This window comes from Burkholderia sp. AW49-1 (assembly GCF_053427845.1).
Genome location: NZ_JBSAXF010000025.1, coordinates 1 through 19,399, shown reverse-complemented (window position 1 = coordinate 19,399; position 19,399 = coordinate 1). Strand labels below are relative to the sequence as shown.

The following is a 19,399-nucleotide window of genomic DNA, read 5'->3' as shown; positions in this document are numbered from 1 at the left end:
CCGCATTGCTGACGATCCGGCCCCCACGATGTCAGGGTTGCATGCGCGGTTGCGCACGCCCGCGTGCGGCCGTCGCCGCGAAGGCGGCGGCACCGACGAGCAAGGCACCCGCCGCGACGCACAACGCCGGCGAGAACGACCCGAAGCGCGCGGTGAGCGGCGCCGCGACGAGCGGGCCGAGAATCTGCCCGACCCCGTACGACGCGGTCGCATAGCCCATCAGCCCGGCCGCGCGTTCGCCGTGCAGCCGCCGCGCCTCGCGCATCGCAAACAGCGTAATCGCGGTGAACGGCAGGCCGAGCAGCGCGCTGCCGATCGAGAAGCCCGCCGCATTCGGCCACACGATTCCCGCCGCGATTCCGAGCGCCTGCGTCGCGCAACCGGCGGCGAGCAGCAGCCGGTTGTCCCAGTGGCCGGGCAGCCGCGCGGCCGCGATCGCGCCGACGATCAGCGCCGCGCCGAACATCGGCCAGAACAGATCCGGCCACGGCGAGCCGGCCGGCAACGCGGCGCGCGCGATCACCGGCAGGAACGTCGCGGTGATGATGTAGCCGAAGCCCGGCATCCCGTACAGGACGACGAGCCATGCGGCGTCGGCGCGATGGCGCCGCGCGTCGTGCGGTGCAGCGTCTGTCGCCGCATGCCGGACGGGCGCGGCCGACGATACGGTTGCCACCGCCGGCACTGGCGCGCTGCCGAACGTGCGCCAGATCGCGATCGACAGCACCGCCGACAAAGCCGCGAAGCCCAGCCAGCCGGGCGCCGCGCGATGGCCGGCCAGTGCGCTGCCGATCAGGCCCGTCAGCACGATGCCGACCCCGGGCCCCGCGTAGATCACCCCGCTCCACTCGGGCGCGTGCAGCTCGGCGAGCCGCCGCAGCCCCCATTGCGACACGAACACGAACGTCCATGCGCTGACGACGCCCGCGACGAAGCGCACCACCAGCCACACGGGCAGCAGATGGCCGATGCCCATCGCGGCGGTCAGCAGCACGGTGGCGCCAAGCCCGAAGCGGACCATCCGCGCCGGCGCGACGCGCACCGCAGCACAGCTGACCGCGCCGACGAAATAGCCCGCGTAGTTCGCCGACGCGAGCCAGCTGCCGGCCTTCAGGCCGATCGAGCCGTCGGCGAGCATCAACGGCAACAGCGGCGTGAACGCGAAGCGGCCGACGCCGAGCGCGACCGCGAGCCCGATCATGCAGGCAAGCGCGGCCGCGCGGGCGCGACGGTCGGCGTCATCGGACAGGTGTACGCCGGCGGCGCTCGGGGCATCGGAACGGGACATGGCGGCATGGGCCGCGCGGGTTGCGCGACGGCCGGAACGGGAATCGGATTGCTCGTATCGTAGCTTGACCGAATGTTCTCCAAAAATGAATAATCGAGAATCCATCCATCGCACAGAGAGAATCATGGACCTGGCGGCACTGGCGATTTTCCGGGCCGTCGTGCGCGAGAACGGCATCACGCGCGCGGCGGCGAAGCTCAATCGCGTGCAATCGAACGTGACGACGCGCATCAAGCAGCTCGAGGAGGAACTCGGCGCGGCGCTGTTCGTACGCGACGGCCGCCGGCTCGTGCTGACGCCGGCCGGGCACACGCTGCTGCCGTACGCGGAGCGGCTGCTCGAGCTTGCCGATGAGGCGCGCGATGCGGTGCGCGAGGACACGCCGCGCGGGCGTCTGCGGCTCGGCACGATGGAAAGCACGGCCGCGAGCCGGCTGCCGACCGTGCTCGCGCGCTATCACCATGCGTGGCCCGACGTGTCGCTGGAGCTCGTGACTGGCACGACCGGCTGGCTGATCGACAAGGTGCGCGACTTCGAGATCGACGCGGCGCTGTTCGCGCGGCCGCCCGAGCCGGACACGCTGCCCGACACGTTCGAGACGGTGCCCATCTTCCGCGAGGATCTGGTGCTGCTGACGCCGCGCGGCCATCCGCCGGTGCGCACGCCGCGCGACGTGATCCTGCCGACGCTGATCGCGTTCGAGCGCGGCTGCACGTACCGGAAGTATGTCGAGCGATGGTATGCGGCGCACGGGATGAAGCCCGCGCGCGTGCTCGAACTGGGTTCGTATCACGCGATCGTCGCGTGCGTCGCGGCCGGTGCGGGCATCGCGGTCGCGCCGCGCTCGGTGCTCGAGCTTCAGCCCGAGACCGGCAACGTCGCCGCTCATACGATTGCGGAACTCGAAGGGATCGACACGCTGCTCGCGTGGCGGCACGGTTATGCGTCGGCGGCGCTCGCCGCGTTGCGCGATGCGCTCGGCGATGCCGCGCGGGAATCGGGGGATGCTGTGAAGCCGAGCGTGGCGACGCCGGTTTGAAGCAGTCAGCATTGCCTGCCGTGCCGACTGCTCGCAACCCGCAGTTACTGCGTTTGCCTGGAACCGGGGTTCGTTGAAAGCGCCAGCGACGTCGCGACGATACTCAGGCTCCGCACGTAACCGTCCCACTGCAGCCGCATATTCACCCCGCGCCCGTCGTCTCATCGCCGTTGCTGCGCTCCTCTGACTACACACTGATCGTGCGGATACCTGGAATTCCGGTTTCGTCGTTCGGGTTACCCAGATGCGTCCATTGGACCTCTTCCATCGCAATATCGATGAAGCGGTCACTCGGGGCAGGGAAAGGGCTTCCCTGCTCGATGAAAGCTTGTTGATCCCAGCGGTTATAGAGGTTGGCCATGGGATGAGCCTCGGCAATCCGGCCTTCCCATATGCCAGTTTCCGGGCATGACCGTTCTCCAGCACATCGCACTCGCGACGGCTGCCCGGGAATTTCCCGCATCATTCCGGCACCGACAAGATGAGCAATGAAGTCAGCTCGTTGCGGCGGCAACTGGAAAGCCTCGCCAAGGTAATGCCAGTGCACGCGATCCGACGACAACCAGTCATGAGTCGCGAGTTCGAACTGCTCCCCGGCCTCGAAACGCTCCGGATGTCCGGCACGCGCTGCCAGCCAAGCATCAGACTCAGCCGACGAACCGTACAACGCCAGCCAGTAGCCTGTTTTTGGTACACGTTGGTCGCCGGTGACGGTCAGCCCATTACCATCTTCCAATCGAGCAACGGCATATCCATCCGGGACAAATGCGCGGCCATCAAGCGCTGCGGTCTTTTGCGACTTGGGCGATGGTGTAACGGCCTTCGCAGCATCGAGCAACGTTTTGGGATTGCCGTCCCACTTGGGAAGAGCTGCTGGCGGCAGCGGCAAGACTTTATCAAGATTAGGGAGCCTCATACGCCCTTGATAACGCTCCAATGCGGCCTTTAGTGCGCGATACCTATCAGCGCGCGCTTTGTCAATGCTGCCCGGAAGATTTCGACCATTAGTCAGATTGAACCCGTCAAATTCAATAGACAGCTTCGTTGCACATTTTGCGCTTCCCAACTTTACCCCTTCTTGAAGCATCGTCAGAGCGCGTCGTTTTGCGTCTGTCGTTCTTGGACGTGCATAAACAAAAGACAACTCTTCGGCGGCGTCTCCGTAACCTTGCGCAATAGCGCACTCAAGCATCTGAGTCGCGATCGGCAAATTGCCCCAAAATTCCCCATCGGAATCGTCATACGTTGCGTCGAGCTTTTCTCCGAGAAATGCCATCGCCGACGGACTACCCATGTCTGCCGCACGCTGGAAGAACGCATAGGCGGTGGTCGCATCGCCGCCCTTGACCAAGCCATTCTGGTGATAGACACCCATCATGTCATAGGCATCCGGCACACCCAGCTTCATCGCCTTTTCGATCCATTCAATCGCAATCTCAGAATCGTGCTGAGGCACGCCAGGATAGTTACTCCGAATCAGCGAGGCAACATTGAGCATGGCCTTCCAATGCCCGCGTTCAGCCGCCTGGACGTACAACTGATAGATCTTCGCGTAGTCACGCTTCTGGTAATACAGGTCGGGATCATCGAGCGCAAGCGCTTGCTGAAACCACAACTCCGCCTGCGGATCGATCGGCGGCACATGCTGTGCTTGATAAGTACATGTGAAGCTCTTTCGATGCGGATCGAACAGCGGCAGTTTTTCGTAGCGCGGAAGATCTGACATGGCAGTAGTTGACTTGATGTTCGATGGAGTTGACGTCTCTGCCTGCACATTGATCGCAAACAGGCATATGGCAATCGGAACAATTCTGAGAACAGCTATTATCGACATCAGATGGCCTCGATCACACAGTCGTGGAAGCGTTGGTTGACGACGGCACATCGATCTGAGCGTGCAACACCGTCTCGGCACGGCGATCGATGAACGGCAAAATGAACCCTTGCAAATTTTCGGTGCCAGCTTTTTGGATATCGCGATTGTCTTTCATTCGCCCCTCCCAAATATCAAAAACCACCGGCACCCGATCTCGGTCGCCACTACCTGAAGTAGCCCCTCCAGAAAGCAACGAAAACACGCGTCCGCGAAGCTTCGAAGCCCACTCGTGTCCCGTCGCCGCGATGTTGATCTCGCTGTCGACGGACATACTGCGCTGATTCATGTTCGCACTGCCCACCGTGACGAAGACATCATCGATAAGCATCAGCTTCGAGTGAATGTAAATTTCGCGGTAGGCCATCTGGTGATTCACCACGCCACTGGTCCGCAAGCGGGCGATGCTGACTGAGGCTGCCCCCCTCCTGTCAAGAATTGCAAACATTAAGCAACAACTGCCCAAGCGCCGTAAACGCAAAACGACCCGACCGGCACAACGTGCCGATCGGGTCGTTTTTGATGCGAAGCGATGTGTGATGCGGCGTGGTTAGTGCGACCGCACCGCGTCATCAACCATACCGATCAAAGACGCTCTTCGACCCAGCCCTTGACGCCTGCCAGCGCGCCCGGCAGGTTCGCCGGTTCCGTGCCGCCTGCCTGCGCCATGTCCGGACGGCCACCGCCCTTGCCGCCCACCTGCTGTGCGACGAAGTTCACGAGCTCGCCGGCCTTGACCTTCTTGCTCGCATCCGGCGTGACGCCCGCGATCAGGCTGACCTTGCCGCCTTCGACGGCCGCCAGCACGATCGCCGCGCTCTTCAGCTTGTCCTTCAGCTTGTCGACCGTCTCGCGCAGCGTCTTCGCGTCGGCGCCGTCGAGCGTCGCCGCGAGCACGTACACGCCGCCGATTTCGACGGCCTGCTGCGCGAGTTCGTCGCCCTGGCTCGACGCGAGCTTCGACTTCAGCGCGCCCAGCTCCTTCTCGAGCGACTTCACCTGGTCCTGCACCTGCGCGATACGCTGCGTGAGTTCCGACGGCTGCGCCTTCAGCGCGGCTGCGGCTTCGTTCACGCGGGCGTCGAGCTCCTGCACGTAGCGCACGGCGTTGTCGCCGGTGATCGCCTCGACGCGGCGGATGCCGGCCGCGACGCCGCCTTCGACGACGATCTTGAAGAAGCCGATGTCGCCGGTGCGATGCACGTGCGTGCCGCCGCACAGTTCGCGCGAGAAGCCGAGGTCGAGCACGCGCACTTCGTCTCCGTACTTCTCGCCGAACAGCGCCATCGCGCCGCCCTTCACCGCTTCGTCGTACGGCATCACGCGCACGATGCCCGGCGCGTTCGCGAGGATTTCGTCGTTGACGATCTGCTCGACGCGACGGATTTCGTCGTCGGTCATCGGCGCGTTGTGCGCGAAGTCGAAGCGGGTTTTCTCCGCGTCGACGAGCGAACCCTTCTGTTGCACGTGCGCGCCGAGCACTTCGCGCAGCGCCTTGTGCATCAGGTGGGTGGCCGAGTGGTTGCGCTGCGTGCGCGCGCGGCGGTGCGCGTCGATTTCCGCGCGCAGCACGTCGCCGATCTTCAGCGTGCCCTGTTCGAGCGTGCCGTGATGGCCGATCACGTCGGCCTGCACCTTCAGCGTGTCGGCCACCGCGAAGCGCGTCGCGGCGTTCGCGAGCACGCCCTGGTCGCCGACCTGGCCGCCCGATTCCGCGTAGAACGGCGTGTGGTCGAGCACGACGACCGCATCCTGGCCGTGCTTCACTTCGTTGACGGCCGAACCGTCGACGTACAGCGCGACGACCTTCGCGTCGTCGAACGCGATTTCCTCGTAGCCGTGGAACGTGGTCTTCGCGCCCGAGTATTCGAGGCCCTGCGTGGCCTTGAACTTGCCGGCCGCGCGCGCCTGTTCGCGCTGGCGCGCCATCGCGTCGTCGAATGCCGGCTCGTCGACCGTCATCCCGCGCTCGCGGCACACGTCGGCCGTGAGGTCGAGCGGGAAGCCGTACGTGTCGTGCAGCTTGAACGCGAGTTCGCCGTCGAGCACCTTGCCGCCCTTCGCCTCGACATCCGCCAGCGCGGCCTCGAGGATCGACATCCCGTGCTCGATCGTCTCGAAGAAGCGCTCTTCTTCCTGGCGCAGCACGTCCGTCACGCGCTGTTCGGCTTCCTTCAGTTCCGGATACGCGGCGCCCATCTCGGCGACGAGGTCGGCCACCAGCTTGTGGAAGAACGAGCCCTTGCGACCGAGCTTGTAGCCATGGCGGATCGCGCGGCGCACGATGCGGCGCAGCACGTAGCCGCGGCCTTCGTTGCCGGGGATCACGCCGTCGACGATCAGGAACGAGCACGCGCGGATGTGATCGGCGATCACCTTCAGCGAGTTGTTGTTCAGGTCGCTGATCTCGGTCACGCGCGCGGCGGCCTTGATCAGGTTCTGGAACAGGTCGATCTCGTAGTTGCTGTGCACGTGCTGCAGCACCGCGGCGAGACGCTCGAGGCCCATGCCGGTGTCGACCGACTGCTTCGGCAGGCGCGTCATGTTGCCCTGCGCGTCGCGGTTGAACTGCATGAACACGAGGTTCCAGATCTCGATGTAGCGGTCGCCGTCTTCTTCAGGCGACCCCGGCGGGCCGCCCCACACGTCCGGGCCGTGGTCGTAGAAGATTTCCGTGCACGGGCCGCACGGGCCGGTGTCGCCCATCGTCCAGAAGTTGTCCGACGCGTAGCGCGCGCCCTTGTTGTCGCCGATGCGGATGATCCGCTCGGTCGGCACGCCGACTTCCTTCGCCCAGATGTCGTAGGCTTCGTCGTCTTCCTGGTAGACGGTGACCCACAGCTTTTCCTTCGGCAGCTGGTAGACCGTGGTCAGCAGCTCCCACGCGAACTTGATCGCGTCGTGCTTGAAGTAGTCGCCGAACGAGAAGTTGCCGAGCATCTCGAAGAACGTGTGGTGGCGCGCCGTGTAGCCGACGTTCTCGAGGTCGTTGTGCTTGCCGCCCGCGCGCACGCTGCGCTGCGCCGTGGTGGCGCGCGAGTACGGACGCGGGTCCGTGCCGAGGAACACGTCCTTGAACTGGACCATGCCCGAGTTCGTGAACATCAGCGTGGGGTCGTTACCGGGCACGAGGCTCGACGAGCGGACGATCGTGTGGCCCTTCGATTCGAAGAATTTGAGAAATTTCTCGCGGATTTCGGCAGCTTTCATGGCGTGCGGGGAATGTCTGGCTGAGACGGCTTCAAACGCCGGCCGTCCTCGCGGACGCACGGCGGGCAAATATCGTAAACGATCGATTATACGATACAGATCGGCGCCCCAGACGGCAGCGGCCCGGCGCGGCGGACGACCGGCTTGGGCCACCCATGCGGCCGATTCGCCTTAAGATGCTCGGCATGCCAATCCGCCTTGCCCCGGCCGGGCGAGCCATGAAAGGAGACGATTCGACGATGGGTGCCCTGAGCCATATCCGCGTGCTTGACCTGACCCGCGTGCTCGCGGGCCCGTGGTGCGCGCAGACGCTCGCCGACTTCGGCGCGGACGTGATCAAGGTCGAGCGCCCCGGCGCCGGCGACGACACACGCCACTGGGGGCCGCCGTACCTGAAGGATGCGTACGGCGCCGATACGGCGGAGGCCGCGTACTACCTCGCGGCGAACCGCAACAAGCGCTCGGTGACGGTCGACATCGCGACGCCGGAAGGCCAGCAGATCGTGCGCGAGCTGGCGGCACAGAGCGACGTCGTGCTCGAGAACTACAAGGTCGGGCAGTTGAAGAAGTACGGGCTCGATTACGAATCGCTGCGTGCGGTGAAGCCCGATCTCGTCTACTGCTCGGTCACGGGCTTCGGCCAGACGGGGCCGTACGCGCACCGCGCGGGCTACGACTTCATCGTCCAGGGAATCGGCGGTTTCATGAGCATCACCGGCGAGCGCGACAGCGAGCCGGGCGGCGGCCCGCAGAAGGCCGGCGTCGCGATCGCCGATCTCGCGACGGGCCTCTACTCGACGATCGCGGTGCTCGCCGCGCTCGCGCACCGCGACCGCACGGGCGAAGGCCAGTACATCGACATGGCACTGCTCGACGTGCAGGTCGCGCTGCTCGCGAACATGAACACCAACTTCCTCGCGAGCGGCAAGCCGCCGGTGCGCTGGGGCAACGCGCACCCGAACATCGTGCCGTACCAGACGTTCCAGACGAGCGACGGCTGGATCATCGTCGCGGTCGGCAACGACGGGCAGTTCCGCAAGTTCGTCGAGGCCGGCGGCCGGCCCGAGCTGGCCGACGACGAACGGTTCGCGACCAACCCGTCGCGCGTGCGCCATCGCGACACGCTGGTGCCAATCCTCGCGGAGATGGTGAAGACGCGCGGCAAGGCCGACTGGATCGGCGCGCTCGAAGCGGCCGGCGTGCCGTGCGGGCCGATCAACGAACTCGATGAGGTGTTCGACAACGAGCAGGTGGTCGCGCGCGGGATGCAGGTGTCGCTGCCGCACCCGTGCGGCGCGGACGTGAAGCTCGTGCGCAATCCGATCCGGATGAGCGCGACGCCGCCCGACGCGCGCACCGCCCCGCCGCTGCTCGGCGCGCAGACGGAAGACGTACTGCGCGACATGCTCGGCTACGACGAGGCGCGCATTGCGGCGCTGAAGGCGAAGCAGGCGATCTGAACCGACCCGGACGAGCGCGCCGCGGCGCCTCCGGGTGCACGCGGCGGCTTACCCGGGCGCAGGCGGACGCTCGCGGGATCGATGGACCGCCGGTTAGCGGTTAGCCGCTAGCGCATCGAGCCAGCCTCGCGCGTCGTGCCAGTCGCCGAGCCCGCTGTCCGCGTTGATGTGGCCGCGCGGGCCGAGGTCATGGAAAGCGCTGCCCCACGCGTGCGCGCAGCCGCGCGCGAACGCGATCGAGCCGTACGGATCGTCGCTGCTTGCCACCACGCAGGTCGGAAACGGCAGCCGCTCATGCGGCACCGGCCCGAAACCGTGCGCGTCGGCCGGAAACGCCGGCCCGGCCGGATCGGGCAACGCGACGAGCAACGCGCCGCGCACCTTCGCGAGCGCGGCCGGCCGCGCGTAGCGGGTCGCCCACCACGCGGTGGTCAACGTGCCGAGGCTGTGCGCGGCGATCGTCACGGGGCTCGGTGCGGCCTCGACCGCGCGGTCGAGCGCGAGACACCAGCCGTTGCGGAACGCACGGTCCCAGTCGGGCATCGCGACGCGCACGAAGCGCGCGTCGGCGCGCTCCCAGCGGCTTTGCCAGTGAAGCGGGCCGGAGTTGCCGTAGCCCGGCAGCACGAAAACGAGAGAATCGCTCATGAATGGTTCGTCGACGAACGAAGTGGTTATGTTATGTGACGTCGACGAAGTGTCGCACACCCGCTCCTCCCTGATGCTGCCTGTCGAATCGCGGAATGGATGTGCGAAGCAAGAACGGGCCGTGAGGCGGCAACGCCGTCACGGCCGGCCGGCGCTCACGCGCGCCGGCTTCGATCAGCGCACGCCGGCGCCAACCAGGCCGCCTGCCGCGGCGCCGGCAACCGTGCCGACCGGGCCGCCCGTGATCAGGTAGCCGAGCGCGCCGCCCGCGGCCGCGCCGATACCGGCGTTACGCTGCGTATGCGTCATCGCGCATGCGCCGAGTTGCGACAGGGCCGCGACGATTACCGCGGTACGAACGAGAAAAGTGGTCTTCTTCATCATGATTGTTGGTGTCCTCCCGCCAGCAAAAAATACGAATGGCGGCATTGAATCGGTAAAGCCATCATAGGAAACGCCGAATGCGCCGGGCAATCCGATTTACGTCGTGTTACAGCCGACACACAATCGAGATATTGCGGTTCCGCACCGTGAATGCCCCGCCCGGTGGCGCAACCCGCGCGGGACGGACCCCGCTCAGGTAGAATTACGGGATTAAACCGGCGCGACGCGCCGACACAACCTGACGCCAACCGCATGAGCACCGAACGCAACGACGCCCCCGCGGCTTCCAACTTCATCCGCAACATCATCGACGACGACAACCGCACCGGCAAATGGAGCGGCCGCGTCGAGACGCGCTTTCCGCCCGAGCCGAACGGCTATCTGCACATCGGCCATGCCAAGAGCATCTGCCTGAACTTCAGCGTCGCGCGCGACTACGGCGGCGTGTGCCACCTGCGCTTCGACGACACGAACCCGGAAAAGGAAAGCGTCGAATACGTCGACTCGATCGTCGACGCGGTCCGCTGGCTCGGCTTCGACTGGCGCAAGGACGCGGTCGATCACCAGTATTTCGCGAGCGATTACTACGACAAGCTGTACGAATTCGCCGAGTTGCTGATCCAGCGCGGCAAGGCGTACGTCGACAGCCAGAGCGCCGAGGAAATGCGCGCGAACCGCGGCTCGCTGACCGAAGGCGGCAAGCCCTCGCCGTTCCGCGATCGTTCGCCCGAGGAAAACCTCGACCTGTTCCGCCGGATGAAGGCCGGCGAGTTCAAGGAAGGCGAGCACGTGCTGCGCGCGAAGATCGACATGGCTTCGCCGAACATGAACATGCGCGACCCGGTGATCTACCGGATCCGCTACGCGCATCACTACCGCACCGGCGACGCATGGTGCGTGTATCCGATGTACGACTACACGCACTGCATCTCGGATGCGCTCGAAGGCATCACGCACTCGCTGTGCACGCTCGAGTTCGAGGATCACCGCCCGCTGTACGACTGGGTGCTGAACGAGCTCGCGGACGCCGGCATGTTCACGCGTCCGCTGCCGCAACAGATCGAATTCTCGCGCCTGAACCTCACGTACGCGATCACCAGCAAGCGCAAGCTGCTGCAGCTCGTCACCGAAGGCCACGTCGAAGGCTGGGACGACCCGCGCATGCCGACGATCGTCGGGATCCGCCGTCGCGGCTTCACGCCGGAAAGCATCCACCTGTTCTGCGAGCGGATCGGCGTGACGAAGGTCGATTCGTGGATCGACATGAGCGTGTTCGAAGGCGCGCTGCGCGACGACCTCGACGACAAGGCGCCGCGCTCGGTCGCCGTGCTCGATCCGCTGAAGCTCGTGATCGACAACTACCCGGAAGACCTCGAGGAAGCGTGCACGGCCCCCGTGCATCCGCATCACCCGGAGCGCGGCGTGCGCACGTTCCCGATCTCGCGCGAGCTGTGGATCGAACGCGAGGACTTCGTCGAGAACCCGCCGAAGGGCTATTTCCGCCTGTTCCCGGGCAACAAGGTGCGCCTGCGCTACGGCTACGTGATCGAGTGCACGGGCTTCGACAAGGACGCCGACGGCAACGTGACGGCCGTGCACTGCAACTACTTCCCGGACAGCAAGTCGGGCACCGAAGGCGCGAACAACTACAAGGTCAAGGGCAACATCCACTGGGTCAGCGTGAAGCATGCGCAGGCGGCCGAAGTGCGGATCTACGACCGGCTGTTCAAGGAGCCGCATCCGGACGCCGGCGGTGCGAACTTCCTCGAGGCGCTGAACCCGGATTCGAAGAAGGTCACGCAGGCCTATGTCGAACCGGGCGCCGGCGACGTCGCGCCGGAAACGCGCCTCCAGTTCGAGCGTCACGGCTATTTCGTCGCCGACCGCGTCGATTCGAAACCGGGCAAGCCCGTTTTCAACCGGATCGTCGGGCTGCGCGACAGCTGGGGCAAGCCGGCCTGACGGCGTGCTCCATGCGCGGCGCGCGGCTCCGAACCGGCGTCGCGTGACGATAAAAAACCGGCCTTCGAGCCGGTTTTTTTATTGCATGCGCGGGATCGTCGGAATCGAAGTGGCTGCGCTCACGCCCCCGCCAGCCGCCGGTGCAGATCCGCGAGCGACAGCGTCGTGCGAAACAGCCGCGCGAGGCTGCGGCTCGCATACGCGTCGACGTCGCCGGGCGCGGTCCAGCGATACGCGTCCATCTCGGGAATCGGCGAGCCGTCGCGACGGCTCGGGAACAGCGACGTGCACGTGCAGTGCGCGGGATCGATCTCGTCGTCCGCGACCCGCACCGCGAACAGGTGCAGGTCCTTGTCGTGACGGTATGCGAAGCGGCCGAGATCGAGCAGCCGCGCCGCCGCGAGTTCGATGCCGGTTTCCTCGCGTAGCTCCCGCAGCGCCGCGTCGGCCGGCGTTTCGCCCGGCTCGCCCTGCCCCTTCGGGATGTCCCAGTGCGTGGTGTCCGTCGCGTGCGCGAGGAACACGCGACCTGCCCCGTCGAGAATCACGACGCCGCACGATACCGTGCGCGGCGCACCGCTGCGCTTCATTGCTCGTGCGCTCAGCGCTTCTGCAGCTGCCACTTGCCCGCGGCGGTCTTGCAATAGACGGGCTTGAGCGTCATCGTCTGGCCCTTCGCGGAAATGTCGGTGGCGATTTCGCGGCAGGTCTTGCCGTCGTTCTCGGACGTCGACGGCGTGAGCTTCGCGTCGATCTGCGTGCCGCGACCGCTGCTCTGCCACGTGGTGGTCTCGCCGTCCTTGCCTTCGTCGCGCACCTGCACGACGGCCTTGGCCAGCGACGCGCGGTCGGTCTTGCTGAAGTAGGTCAGCGGCGTGTCGTTCAGGAAGCCGAGGTTGCTTTGCGCATGGGCGGGCAGCATCGCGGCTGCGCACGCGGCGCCGGCCAGCATGCGCGTGACGACGGAAAGGGATGCACGCATCGACATGTGTTGTTCTCCTTGGATGTTCGATCGAACGGCGTGGCGCACGGCCGGCGCTCCGGCACGCACCACGCCCGTCAGCCAGCGAGCATAGCATGCGTGCCGCAAGGCCCGTGTTCTAGCGCGCGACCGACGTGGCCGCCGGTTGATATCCGTCGGTCAGCGTGTTCAGGAACGCGATCACGTCCTTGATCTCGGCCGCGTTCAGCGCGGGGGCATCGCCGCGCTTGCGGTCGAACGGCGGCTCGCGATTGATGTTCGGCCAGTAGCGCTTCGGCAGGTCGTCGTACACCTGCACCTTGCCGTGCACGACCGGATAGAACTTCTCCGGATGGATGTCGCGCTCGACGTAGAAGCGCATCACGTCCTCGAGCGAGTGGTATACGCCGTTGTGGAAGAACGTCTTGCGCAACGCGACGTTGCGCAGAGACGGTGTCCGGAACAGCCCGCAGAATTCGTCGCGGCCCTTCAGGTCTGTGCGCTCGGGGCCGCACGCGCCGAGATCGTGGAAGCGCGGATCGCGATTGACCGGCAGCGAGCGGTTGCGCGGCACCGCGATCGCGATCAAACCGAAATCGCTGAACTGCGGCGGGCCGCCTTCGAGCGTGCGCTGGCTCACGTGACAGCTCGCGCAGTTGCCCTTCTTCTCGTCGTTGAACAGTTGCAGCCCGTGCAACTCGGCGGGCGTGAGCTGCGCGTGGCCGGCCAGATACGCGTCGTACTTGCTCGTGTACGGATCGAACAATGCCGGCTGCTGCTGGAATGCGTCGAGCGCACGCAGCACCGCACCGAAAGTCGCCTGGTCGTCGCCGAGGACCCGATCGCCAAACGCCTGGCGGAACGCGTCGGCATAGGGCGCGGCACGCACCGCCTGCGCGACCCGCGCCGGCGAGCTGCTCATCTCGAATGGCGACGTGAGGGGAATGCGCGCCTGTGCATCGCGCGTGTCGACGCGACCGTCCCAGGTCAATCCGCCGGTCGGGCCCGCGTCGATGCTTTCGTCGCCTTCGTCGGGCGAATCGTGGAAGTGCTCGGTGAATGGCGGAATGCCGCGCACGTATTTCAGCGACGGCACCGCGCGAAAGCCCATGCGATGCATGTCGTCGCCGCCGAGTTGCACCGACAGCGCGTTCGGCGGGCCGAACGCGTGCTCGACGCTATGACACGATGCGCATGCGAGCTTGCCGGAGCCGGACAACGACGGATCGAAGAACAACTGCTTGCCGAGCGCCGTCATCTGCTTCACGCCCTCGAATACCTGCGCGCGCGTCTGCGGCTGGCTGGCCGGCGCGACCGCCGGCGCGGCCGGGGCGGCTTGCGCCGCCGACACGACGGAGACCGCCTGCGCGTTCGCGCCGGGCCGCGCGTCGCAACCGGCGAGCGGCGCGAGCCCGCCCATCAGCGCGAGCGTCGCCGCGGCGGGGACCAACGATCGCGCGAACGCGAGGGACTTCAGAAGGCTGTGCATCGTCGTTCTTCTTGTAGCGGTGGGCAATCGGCCGGAGCTTATGTCAGTTCCGTGACCGGTGCATGACGTTCGACCGACAGTCAATTGAAAGCGCCCCTACACCCGGCTGTCAAACGGGTTCCAGATAATGCGCGCAGCCGGTCGGTGCCCCGTGGTTCCTGCTCCGGCCCGACGCCCACCCGGTTCCCACACGCGACAAACGACGAAAGAGAGAGAACATCGCATGAAGAAGCACGCCTGGATTCGCTACACGCCGATCGCCCTCGCGGCCGCGCTCAGCCTGACCGCCTGCGGCGGCGACGATGTCACGCAGCAAGGCCTGTCGGCCGTGAAGAACGTCGTCGTGATCTACGCGGAAAACCGCAGCTTCGACAACCTCTACGGCAACTTCCCGGGCGCGAACGGTCTGCAGAACGCAACGGCTGCGAACTCGGTGCAGAAGGATCGCGACGGCTCGACGATGGCGACGCTGCCGAAGATCTGGGGTGGTCTGACGGCAACCGGCATCACGCCCGCGGTCACCGAAGCGATGACGGCGAACCTGCCGAACGCCCCGTTCGCGATCGACGATCCCAACGGCTTCAACCAGTCGATGAGCATCGCGACGCGCGACATCGTGCACCGCTTCTACCAGGACCAGATGCAGATCGACGGCGGCAAGAACGACATGTATGCCGCATGGACCGATGCGGGCGGCCTGACCATGGGCCACTACACGCCCGATCCGTCGAAGCTGCCGCTGTGGAAGATCGCGCAGCAATACGTTCTCGCCGACAACTTCTTCATGGGCGCGTTCGGCGGCTCGTTCCTGAACCACCAGTACCTGATCTGCGCGTGCGCGCCGTTCTACGCGAACGCCGACAAGAGCCCGGCGGCCGGCAAGATCGCAGTCCTGAACGCCGACGGCAAGTCGCTGGCGGTCGCCGCGAACTCTCCGGCATCCGCGCTGAGCGGCCCGCCGAAGTTCGTCAACGACGGCGCACTGACGCCGGACTTCTACGGTGTCAACACGATGCAGCCGGCGTACCAGCCGAGCGGCAACAAGGCCGCCACGGGCGGCGACCCGCTGCTCGCCGACCCGGCCAATCCCTCGACGATGCCGCCACAGACGGCGACCAACATCGGCGACCTGATGACCAATGCCAACGTGTCGTGGGCATGGTACAGCGGCGCATGGGGCCAGGCACTGCAGGCGAGCCAGAACGGCACGTCGAACGTGATCTACGGCGCCGACCTCTCGACGCCGAACTTCCAGCCGCACCATCAGCCGTTCAACTACTACGCGAACCAGGCACCGGGCACCGCGAGCCGCGCGCAGCACCTGCTCGACGGCGGCGCGAACGGCGCGGAATTCATCAAGGCGATCGACGCGGGCACGCTGCCGCAAGTCACGTTCTACAAGCCGCAGGGCAACCTGAACGAGCACCCGGGGTATACGGACGTCACCTCCGGCGATCAGCACATCGCGGACGTGATCGCGCACCTGCAGGCCAGCCCGCAGTGGAAGAACATGGTCGTGGTCGTCACGTACGACGAAAACGGCGGCTTCTGGGATCACGCCGCACCACCGAGCGGCGATCGCTGGGGCCCCGGCACCCGCATTCCGGCGCTGATCGTGTCGCCGTTCGCGAAGAAGGGTTTCGTGGACCATACGCAGTACGACACGGGTTCGATCCTGCGCTTCATCACACGTCGCTTCTCGCTGCCGCGCCTCGCGGGCCTGCAGCAGCGCGACGACGCACTGAAGGCGAACGGCGCGCAGCCGATGGGCGACCTGACGAACGCGCTCGCGCTGTCGCCGAACCTGTAACGGCATCGCGGCGAACGGGGCCGGCCGCGCTGCCGGCCCGGACGAACGAAGGGCGGCCCCGCGGGCCGCCCTTTTTGATACGCGCGCGGTTGCCGCTCGGCGGCGTCACCAACCGTACTTCAGCTCGACGCCGGCGTAGTCCGCGTTGTGCCCTCCCGCCTGCCGGATCGCGTCGCCGACCTGGAAGTGCACGGCCTCGACCGAACCGATCAGGTTCGCGGCGATCGTCCAGTCCGCGCGCAGCTGCACGTACATCCCCGTCCACAGGCCGCCCTTGCCTGCCGTGCCGGGCACCGCGACGTTCGGCTGCTGATAGACGGCGTCGCCGGTCGTCTCACGCCACTGGAAGCCGAGCGCACCGAGCAGCGACAGGTTCGGCGACGGCTTCAGCGTCACCGACGGCTTCACGTGGATCAGGTTCGAATAGCCCGTATAGCCGGCCAGCGTGAAGTAATAGCCGTTCGGAAACAGCGGATTGAAGGTGCCGACGCGGCCGTCGTGTGGATGCCGGTCGCCCGATGCCGCATCGAACTGCAGCGCGATGCGCGGCGACCACGGCGCATCGAGCTTGTAGCCGGCGATCGAGGCGACGGCCCACGCACCGATCGTGTCGTTTCCGACCGTCCCCGTCTGCAGCATCGTCTCGAAATCCCAGTCGAAGCGGCCCTGCGTGCCCGTGTAGCGCAGGTCCCACACGTCGCGATGCTCGGGGCCGCTCGCATCGAGGAAACGCGCGTCGCTGCGGTTGTAGCGCGACCAGTAGCCCGACAGGTCGCCCGGCCCGACCGACTGCCGCTCGAAGCGCACGCCGCTGAACGTGAGGTCGCGGTTCGACACGTCATCGAACGCTGACACCGTGCGGTTCTGCACGGGCTGCGTCGCATACGCGATGAAGCGCCACTTTCGATATTCGTAGTCGGCCCACACAGCATCGAACGCTTGCCGCACGTTCGGACCGTCGCGCGTGGCAATGAAGCGCTGCAAGTCGAATGCCATTTCCTGCCGGCCGACGCGGAACTTGAACGTGCCGCCGCCGAGCGCGCCCGTGTAGGTCGCGAATGCCTGTTCGAGATCGAGCGGATTCCTGTCGACCGGCGAGATCGTGTTCTTGCCGAATGCGCGGTCGTCCTGCAACTGCACGAAGAACTGCCAGTGCTGGCCCAGATGCGCATCGGCATGCACTTCGACGCGCTGGATCAGGTAGGTGTCCGATTGCGCGGAGCCGATCCCGAACAGCGGCGCGTCGTTGGTCTCCAGCCGCTCTCGCAGGTTCACGCCGAGCGATAGATAGGATGCCGGATCATTGCCGAGCGGAACGTATTTGAGCCCGTCGAGCGGCGCGCGCGGCACGCACGGATTCGCCAGCACCGACCAGTCTTCCTGCCAGCGGTTGAACAGTACCGTCGGCCGCTTCGCCGTGCAGGTCGAGGCGGTTGCGTCACCGGATGTCGATGTCGACGTGGATGTCGCGGCCGTTTCCGCGAACGCCGCGTCGGTGCCCGCGAGCAGCAGGCCCGCGACGATCGATACGCGCGCGGCCCGCTCGAAGCGGCGGCCGTGGCGCCTCCCTTGCCGCCCCCGCGCCCGCGCGATCATGCGCGTTCCTGCGCGGCGGGCCCGGCCGATTGCGCCGCACACAGTGCAAGCATCGCAAGCGCACCGACGGGTACGAGCAGCGCCAGGAATCCGACATGGCGGAACCCGAGCGCACCGCCCGCCGCGCCGAGCGCGAACGCGACGATCGCCGGCAGCATCTTGCCGAAGCGCGCCCGTGCCGCCGCGCGCGCGGAGTCGGACGTGCCGGCCGACAGCAGGTCGACGACGTCGAGGATCGCTTGCGTCACGTTGCCGGTCATCACCGTATTCGGCACGCCGCCCGCGCGCGAAATCACGCGCGGATGCGCGTTCTGGACGCCCATCGCGAACGTGCCGACGATGCCGGCCACGAGCGCCGGCAAGGCGTCGGGCTGCGTGACGGGCGTCGCCCACACGCCGGCCGCGCAGAAGCCGAGCAGCAGCACGGCCTGCACCGCGTGCAGCGCGCGCGCACCTTGCCACGCGGGTCGCCCGGACATCGACCGCGCGATCAGGCTCGCCGCGATCACGCCGCACACGAACGCGGGAAACACGCTGAGCTTCAGCACGACACCCTGGCCGAAGCCCGCGATGCCCGCGCCGATCAGCACGAAGTTGCCGGTCACGTGTGCGGTGAACAGCCCGAACAGCGCGACGAAGCTCAGCGTATCGACGAAGCCGGCCACCGCGGCAAGGATCGTGTCTTCGTGCTTCATCGCGCCACGCTCGCGTGGATCTCGGCGACATAGCCGCCCGGGAACTGCACGAGTGCAGCGTCGCGCCCATCCGCCGCGAACGGCGGCACGAGCACGGTCGCGCCCGCGGCTTCGGCCTTCTTCAGCGTCGCGACGAGATCGGGCACTTCGTAGCCGGTCATCTCGCGCCCGAACGGGTAAGGCAGATGGCCGTCGGTCACGAGCACGGTCATCTTGCCGAAGCCCGACTCGATGCGGATGCGGCGGTACGTGTCGTCCGGCCGGCCGATCTCGACGCCCGGCGCCTTCGGGTTGTCCGACACCACCTTGCCCTTCGAGAACTTGACGAAGTCGTGCACGAACTTGCGTACGCTTTGCGGCGACACGTAGACGCGGTTCTCGGGGATCGTCTGCAGCGCGTCGTAGTTCGGCACCTGCGTGTGCCAGTAGAGCTGCATCTTCACGCCGCCCGCCCATGCAATGACCGCATCGCGGCCGATGGGATCCGGGAACGTGTCGACGATCACGTCGGCGCCGTGCTCGCGCGCCGACTTCACCGCGACGTCCATGTCCGTGACGAGATAGCCGGTGCGCTCCGCGCAGAACGGATACGGGATCGGTGTCTTGAAGCCGAACACCGAGATCGTGCCGACGGGCGTCAACACGAGCTGCGACATCGTCTGGCTCGGTGTCGGCGTGACCTGGAACACGCCCTGCTTCGACTTGCTGCCGCCGAATGTCGCGACGAAGCTGTCGGTGAAGCGGTCGAAGTCTTCCGGTGCCACGCACACGTGCGTCGTATCGTACTGCGGACCGACGGCCACCGTGGGCGCGACGGCGGGCGGCACGGGCGGTTTCGCGAACGCGGCAGGCGCGGCGACGAGGCCGCTGGCAATCGCAAGCGCCAGCAACGCGGAACGAAGGATGTTCATAACGGAGGTCCTTGTTGATTCATCAAATGGTGCAGCGGCTCGGGCGATCCCGGTCATTCTCGGCCATCGCCGG

At 66.4% G+C, this 19,399-nt stretch carries 16 protein-coding genes; 4 read left to right on the top strand and 12 right to left on the bottom strand.

Translation table 11 applies throughout. The features are described from left to right. Nucleotides 1-31: 31 nt before the first annotated feature. Entirely contained in the window at nt 32-1,288 is a 1,257-nt protein-coding gene (locus ACV22W_RS26940) for a YbfB/YjiJ family MFS transporter (RefSeq protein WP_448022565.1), read from the bottom strand. A gap of 124 nt (nt 1,289-1,412) precedes the next feature. Here ACV22W_RS26940 and ACV22W_RS26935 point away from each other — a divergent pair, with 124 nt between their 5' ends. Further along, the gene (locus tag ACV22W_RS26935) at nt 1,413-2,327 is read left to right on the top strand and encodes a LysR family transcriptional regulator (RefSeq protein ID WP_175916860.1); all 915 of its coding nucleotides are present in this window, start codon (nt 1,413-1,415) and stop codon (nt 2,325-2,327) included. 187 nt (nt 2,328-2,514) lie between these two features. Here ACV22W_RS26935 and ACV22W_RS26930 read toward each other — a convergent pair whose 3' ends face one another. The 3 genes from ACV22W_RS26930 to alaS form a co-directional block, all read right to left on the bottom strand. Continuing rightward, nucleotides 2,515-4,161 carry a DUF6396 domain-containing protein gene (locus ACV22W_RS26930; RefSeq protein WP_448022564.1) on the bottom strand — a complete coding sequence of 549 codons (1,647 nt, stop codon included), beginning with the start codon at nt 4,159-4,161 and terminating at the stop codon, nt 2,515-2,517. Between the two features lie 13 nt (nt 4,162-4,174). Beyond that, nucleotides 4,175-4,567 (bottom strand): phospholipase D-like domain-containing protein, encoded by a 393-nt coding sequence (locus ACV22W_RS26925; RefSeq protein WP_415877892.1) that lies wholly within the window; start codon nt 4,565-4,567, stop codon nt 4,175-4,177. A 218-nt stretch (nt 4,568-4,785) separates the two neighbouring features. Further along, nucleotides 4,786-7,410 carry an alanine--tRNA ligase gene (gene alaS, locus ACV22W_RS26920; protein ID WP_448022563.1) on the bottom strand — a complete coding sequence of 875 codons (2,625 nt, stop codon included), beginning with the start codon at nt 7,408-7,410 and terminating at the stop codon, nt 4,786-4,788. A gap of 239 nt (nt 7,411-7,649) precedes the next feature. On the opposite strand from alaS, the gene ACV22W_RS26915 reads away from it, so the two are divergent. Continuing rightward, a complete protein-coding gene (locus ACV22W_RS26915; RefSeq protein ID WP_448022562.1) occupies nt 7,650-8,870 on the top strand; it encodes a CaiB/BaiF CoA transferase family protein in 1,221 nt (406 codons plus the stop codon). Between the two features lie 93 nt (nt 8,871-8,963). On the opposite strand, the gene ACV22W_RS26910 is transcribed toward ACV22W_RS26915, so the two are convergent. Both ACV22W_RS26910 and ACV22W_RS26905 read right to left on the bottom strand, forming a co-directional pair. Beyond that, nucleotides 8,964-9,518: an RBBP9/YdeN family alpha/beta hydrolase gene (locus ACV22W_RS26910; RefSeq protein ID WP_448022561.1), complete on the bottom strand. Its 555-nt coding sequence runs from the start codon at nt 9,516-9,518 to the stop codon at nt 8,964-8,966. A 174-nt stretch (nt 9,519-9,692) separates the two neighbouring features. Next, nucleotides 9,693-9,902: an ornithine acetyltransferase gene (locus tag ACV22W_RS26905; protein ID WP_006497729.1), complete on the bottom strand. Its 210-nt coding sequence runs from the start codon at nt 9,900-9,902 to the stop codon at nt 9,693-9,695. A gap of 252 nt (nt 9,903-10,154) precedes the next feature. Here ACV22W_RS26905 and ACV22W_RS26900 point away from each other — a divergent pair, with 252 nt between their 5' ends. Continuing rightward, nucleotides 10,155-11,864: a glutamine--tRNA ligase/YqeY domain fusion protein gene (locus tag ACV22W_RS26900; RefSeq protein ID WP_448022560.1), complete on the top strand. Its 1,710-nt coding sequence runs from the start codon at nt 10,155-10,157 to the stop codon at nt 11,862-11,864. 119 nt (nt 11,865-11,983) lie between these two features. Here ACV22W_RS26900 and ACV22W_RS26895 read toward each other — a convergent pair whose 3' ends face one another. From ACV22W_RS26895 to ACV22W_RS26885, 3 genes are all read right to left on the bottom strand, one after another. Further along, a complete protein-coding gene (locus tag ACV22W_RS26895) occupies nt 11,984-12,454 on the bottom strand; it encodes an NUDIX hydrolase (RefSeq protein WP_448022559.1) in 471 nt (156 codons plus the stop codon). An 11-nt stretch (nt 12,455-12,465) separates the two neighbouring features. Further along, nucleotides 12,466-12,852: a hypothetical protein gene (locus ACV22W_RS26890; RefSeq protein WP_448022558.1), complete on the bottom strand. Its 387-nt coding sequence runs from the start codon at nt 12,850-12,852 to the stop codon at nt 12,466-12,468. Nucleotides 12,853-12,964: 112 nt separating this feature from the next. Then, nucleotides 12,965-14,314: a cytochrome-c peroxidase gene (locus ACV22W_RS26885; protein ID WP_448022557.1), complete on the bottom strand. Its 1,350-nt coding sequence runs from the start codon at nt 14,312-14,314 to the stop codon at nt 12,965-12,967. Between the two features lie 223 nt (nt 14,315-14,537). On the opposite strand from ACV22W_RS26885, the gene ACV22W_RS26880 reads away from it, so the two are divergent. Further along, complete coding sequence (locus ACV22W_RS26880) at nt 14,538-16,124, top strand: acid phosphatase (protein ID WP_059524061.1); 1,587 nt, start codon at nt 14,538-14,540, stop codon at nt 16,122-16,124. Nucleotides 16,125-16,229: 105 nt separating this feature from the next. Here the strand turns inward: ACV22W_RS26880 and ACV22W_RS26875 are convergent, their stop codons facing one another. From ACV22W_RS26875 to ACV22W_RS26865, 3 genes are read right to left on the bottom strand one after another with little or no spacing between them, the layout of a single operon-like run. Further along, nucleotides 16,230-17,720 carry an alginate export family protein gene (locus tag ACV22W_RS26875; RefSeq protein WP_448022556.1) on the bottom strand — a complete coding sequence of 497 codons (1,491 nt, stop codon included), beginning with the start codon at nt 17,718-17,720 and terminating at the stop codon, nt 16,230-16,232. Beyond that, on the bottom strand, nt 17,717-18,415 hold the full coding sequence (locus ACV22W_RS26870) for a YoaK family protein (protein WP_448022555.1): 699 nt from the start codon (nt 18,413-18,415) through the stop codon (nt 17,717-17,719). The genes ACV22W_RS26875 and ACV22W_RS26870 overlap by 4 nt, the downstream gene beginning before the upstream one ends. Then, nucleotides 18,412-19,326, bottom strand: coding sequence for a VOC family protein (locus ACV22W_RS26865; RefSeq protein WP_448022554.1), 915 nt, complete (start codon nt 19,324-19,326; stop codon nt 18,412-18,414). The genes ACV22W_RS26870 and ACV22W_RS26865 overlap by 4 nt, the downstream gene beginning before the upstream one ends. Nucleotides 19,327-19,399 lie beyond the last annotated feature (73 nt).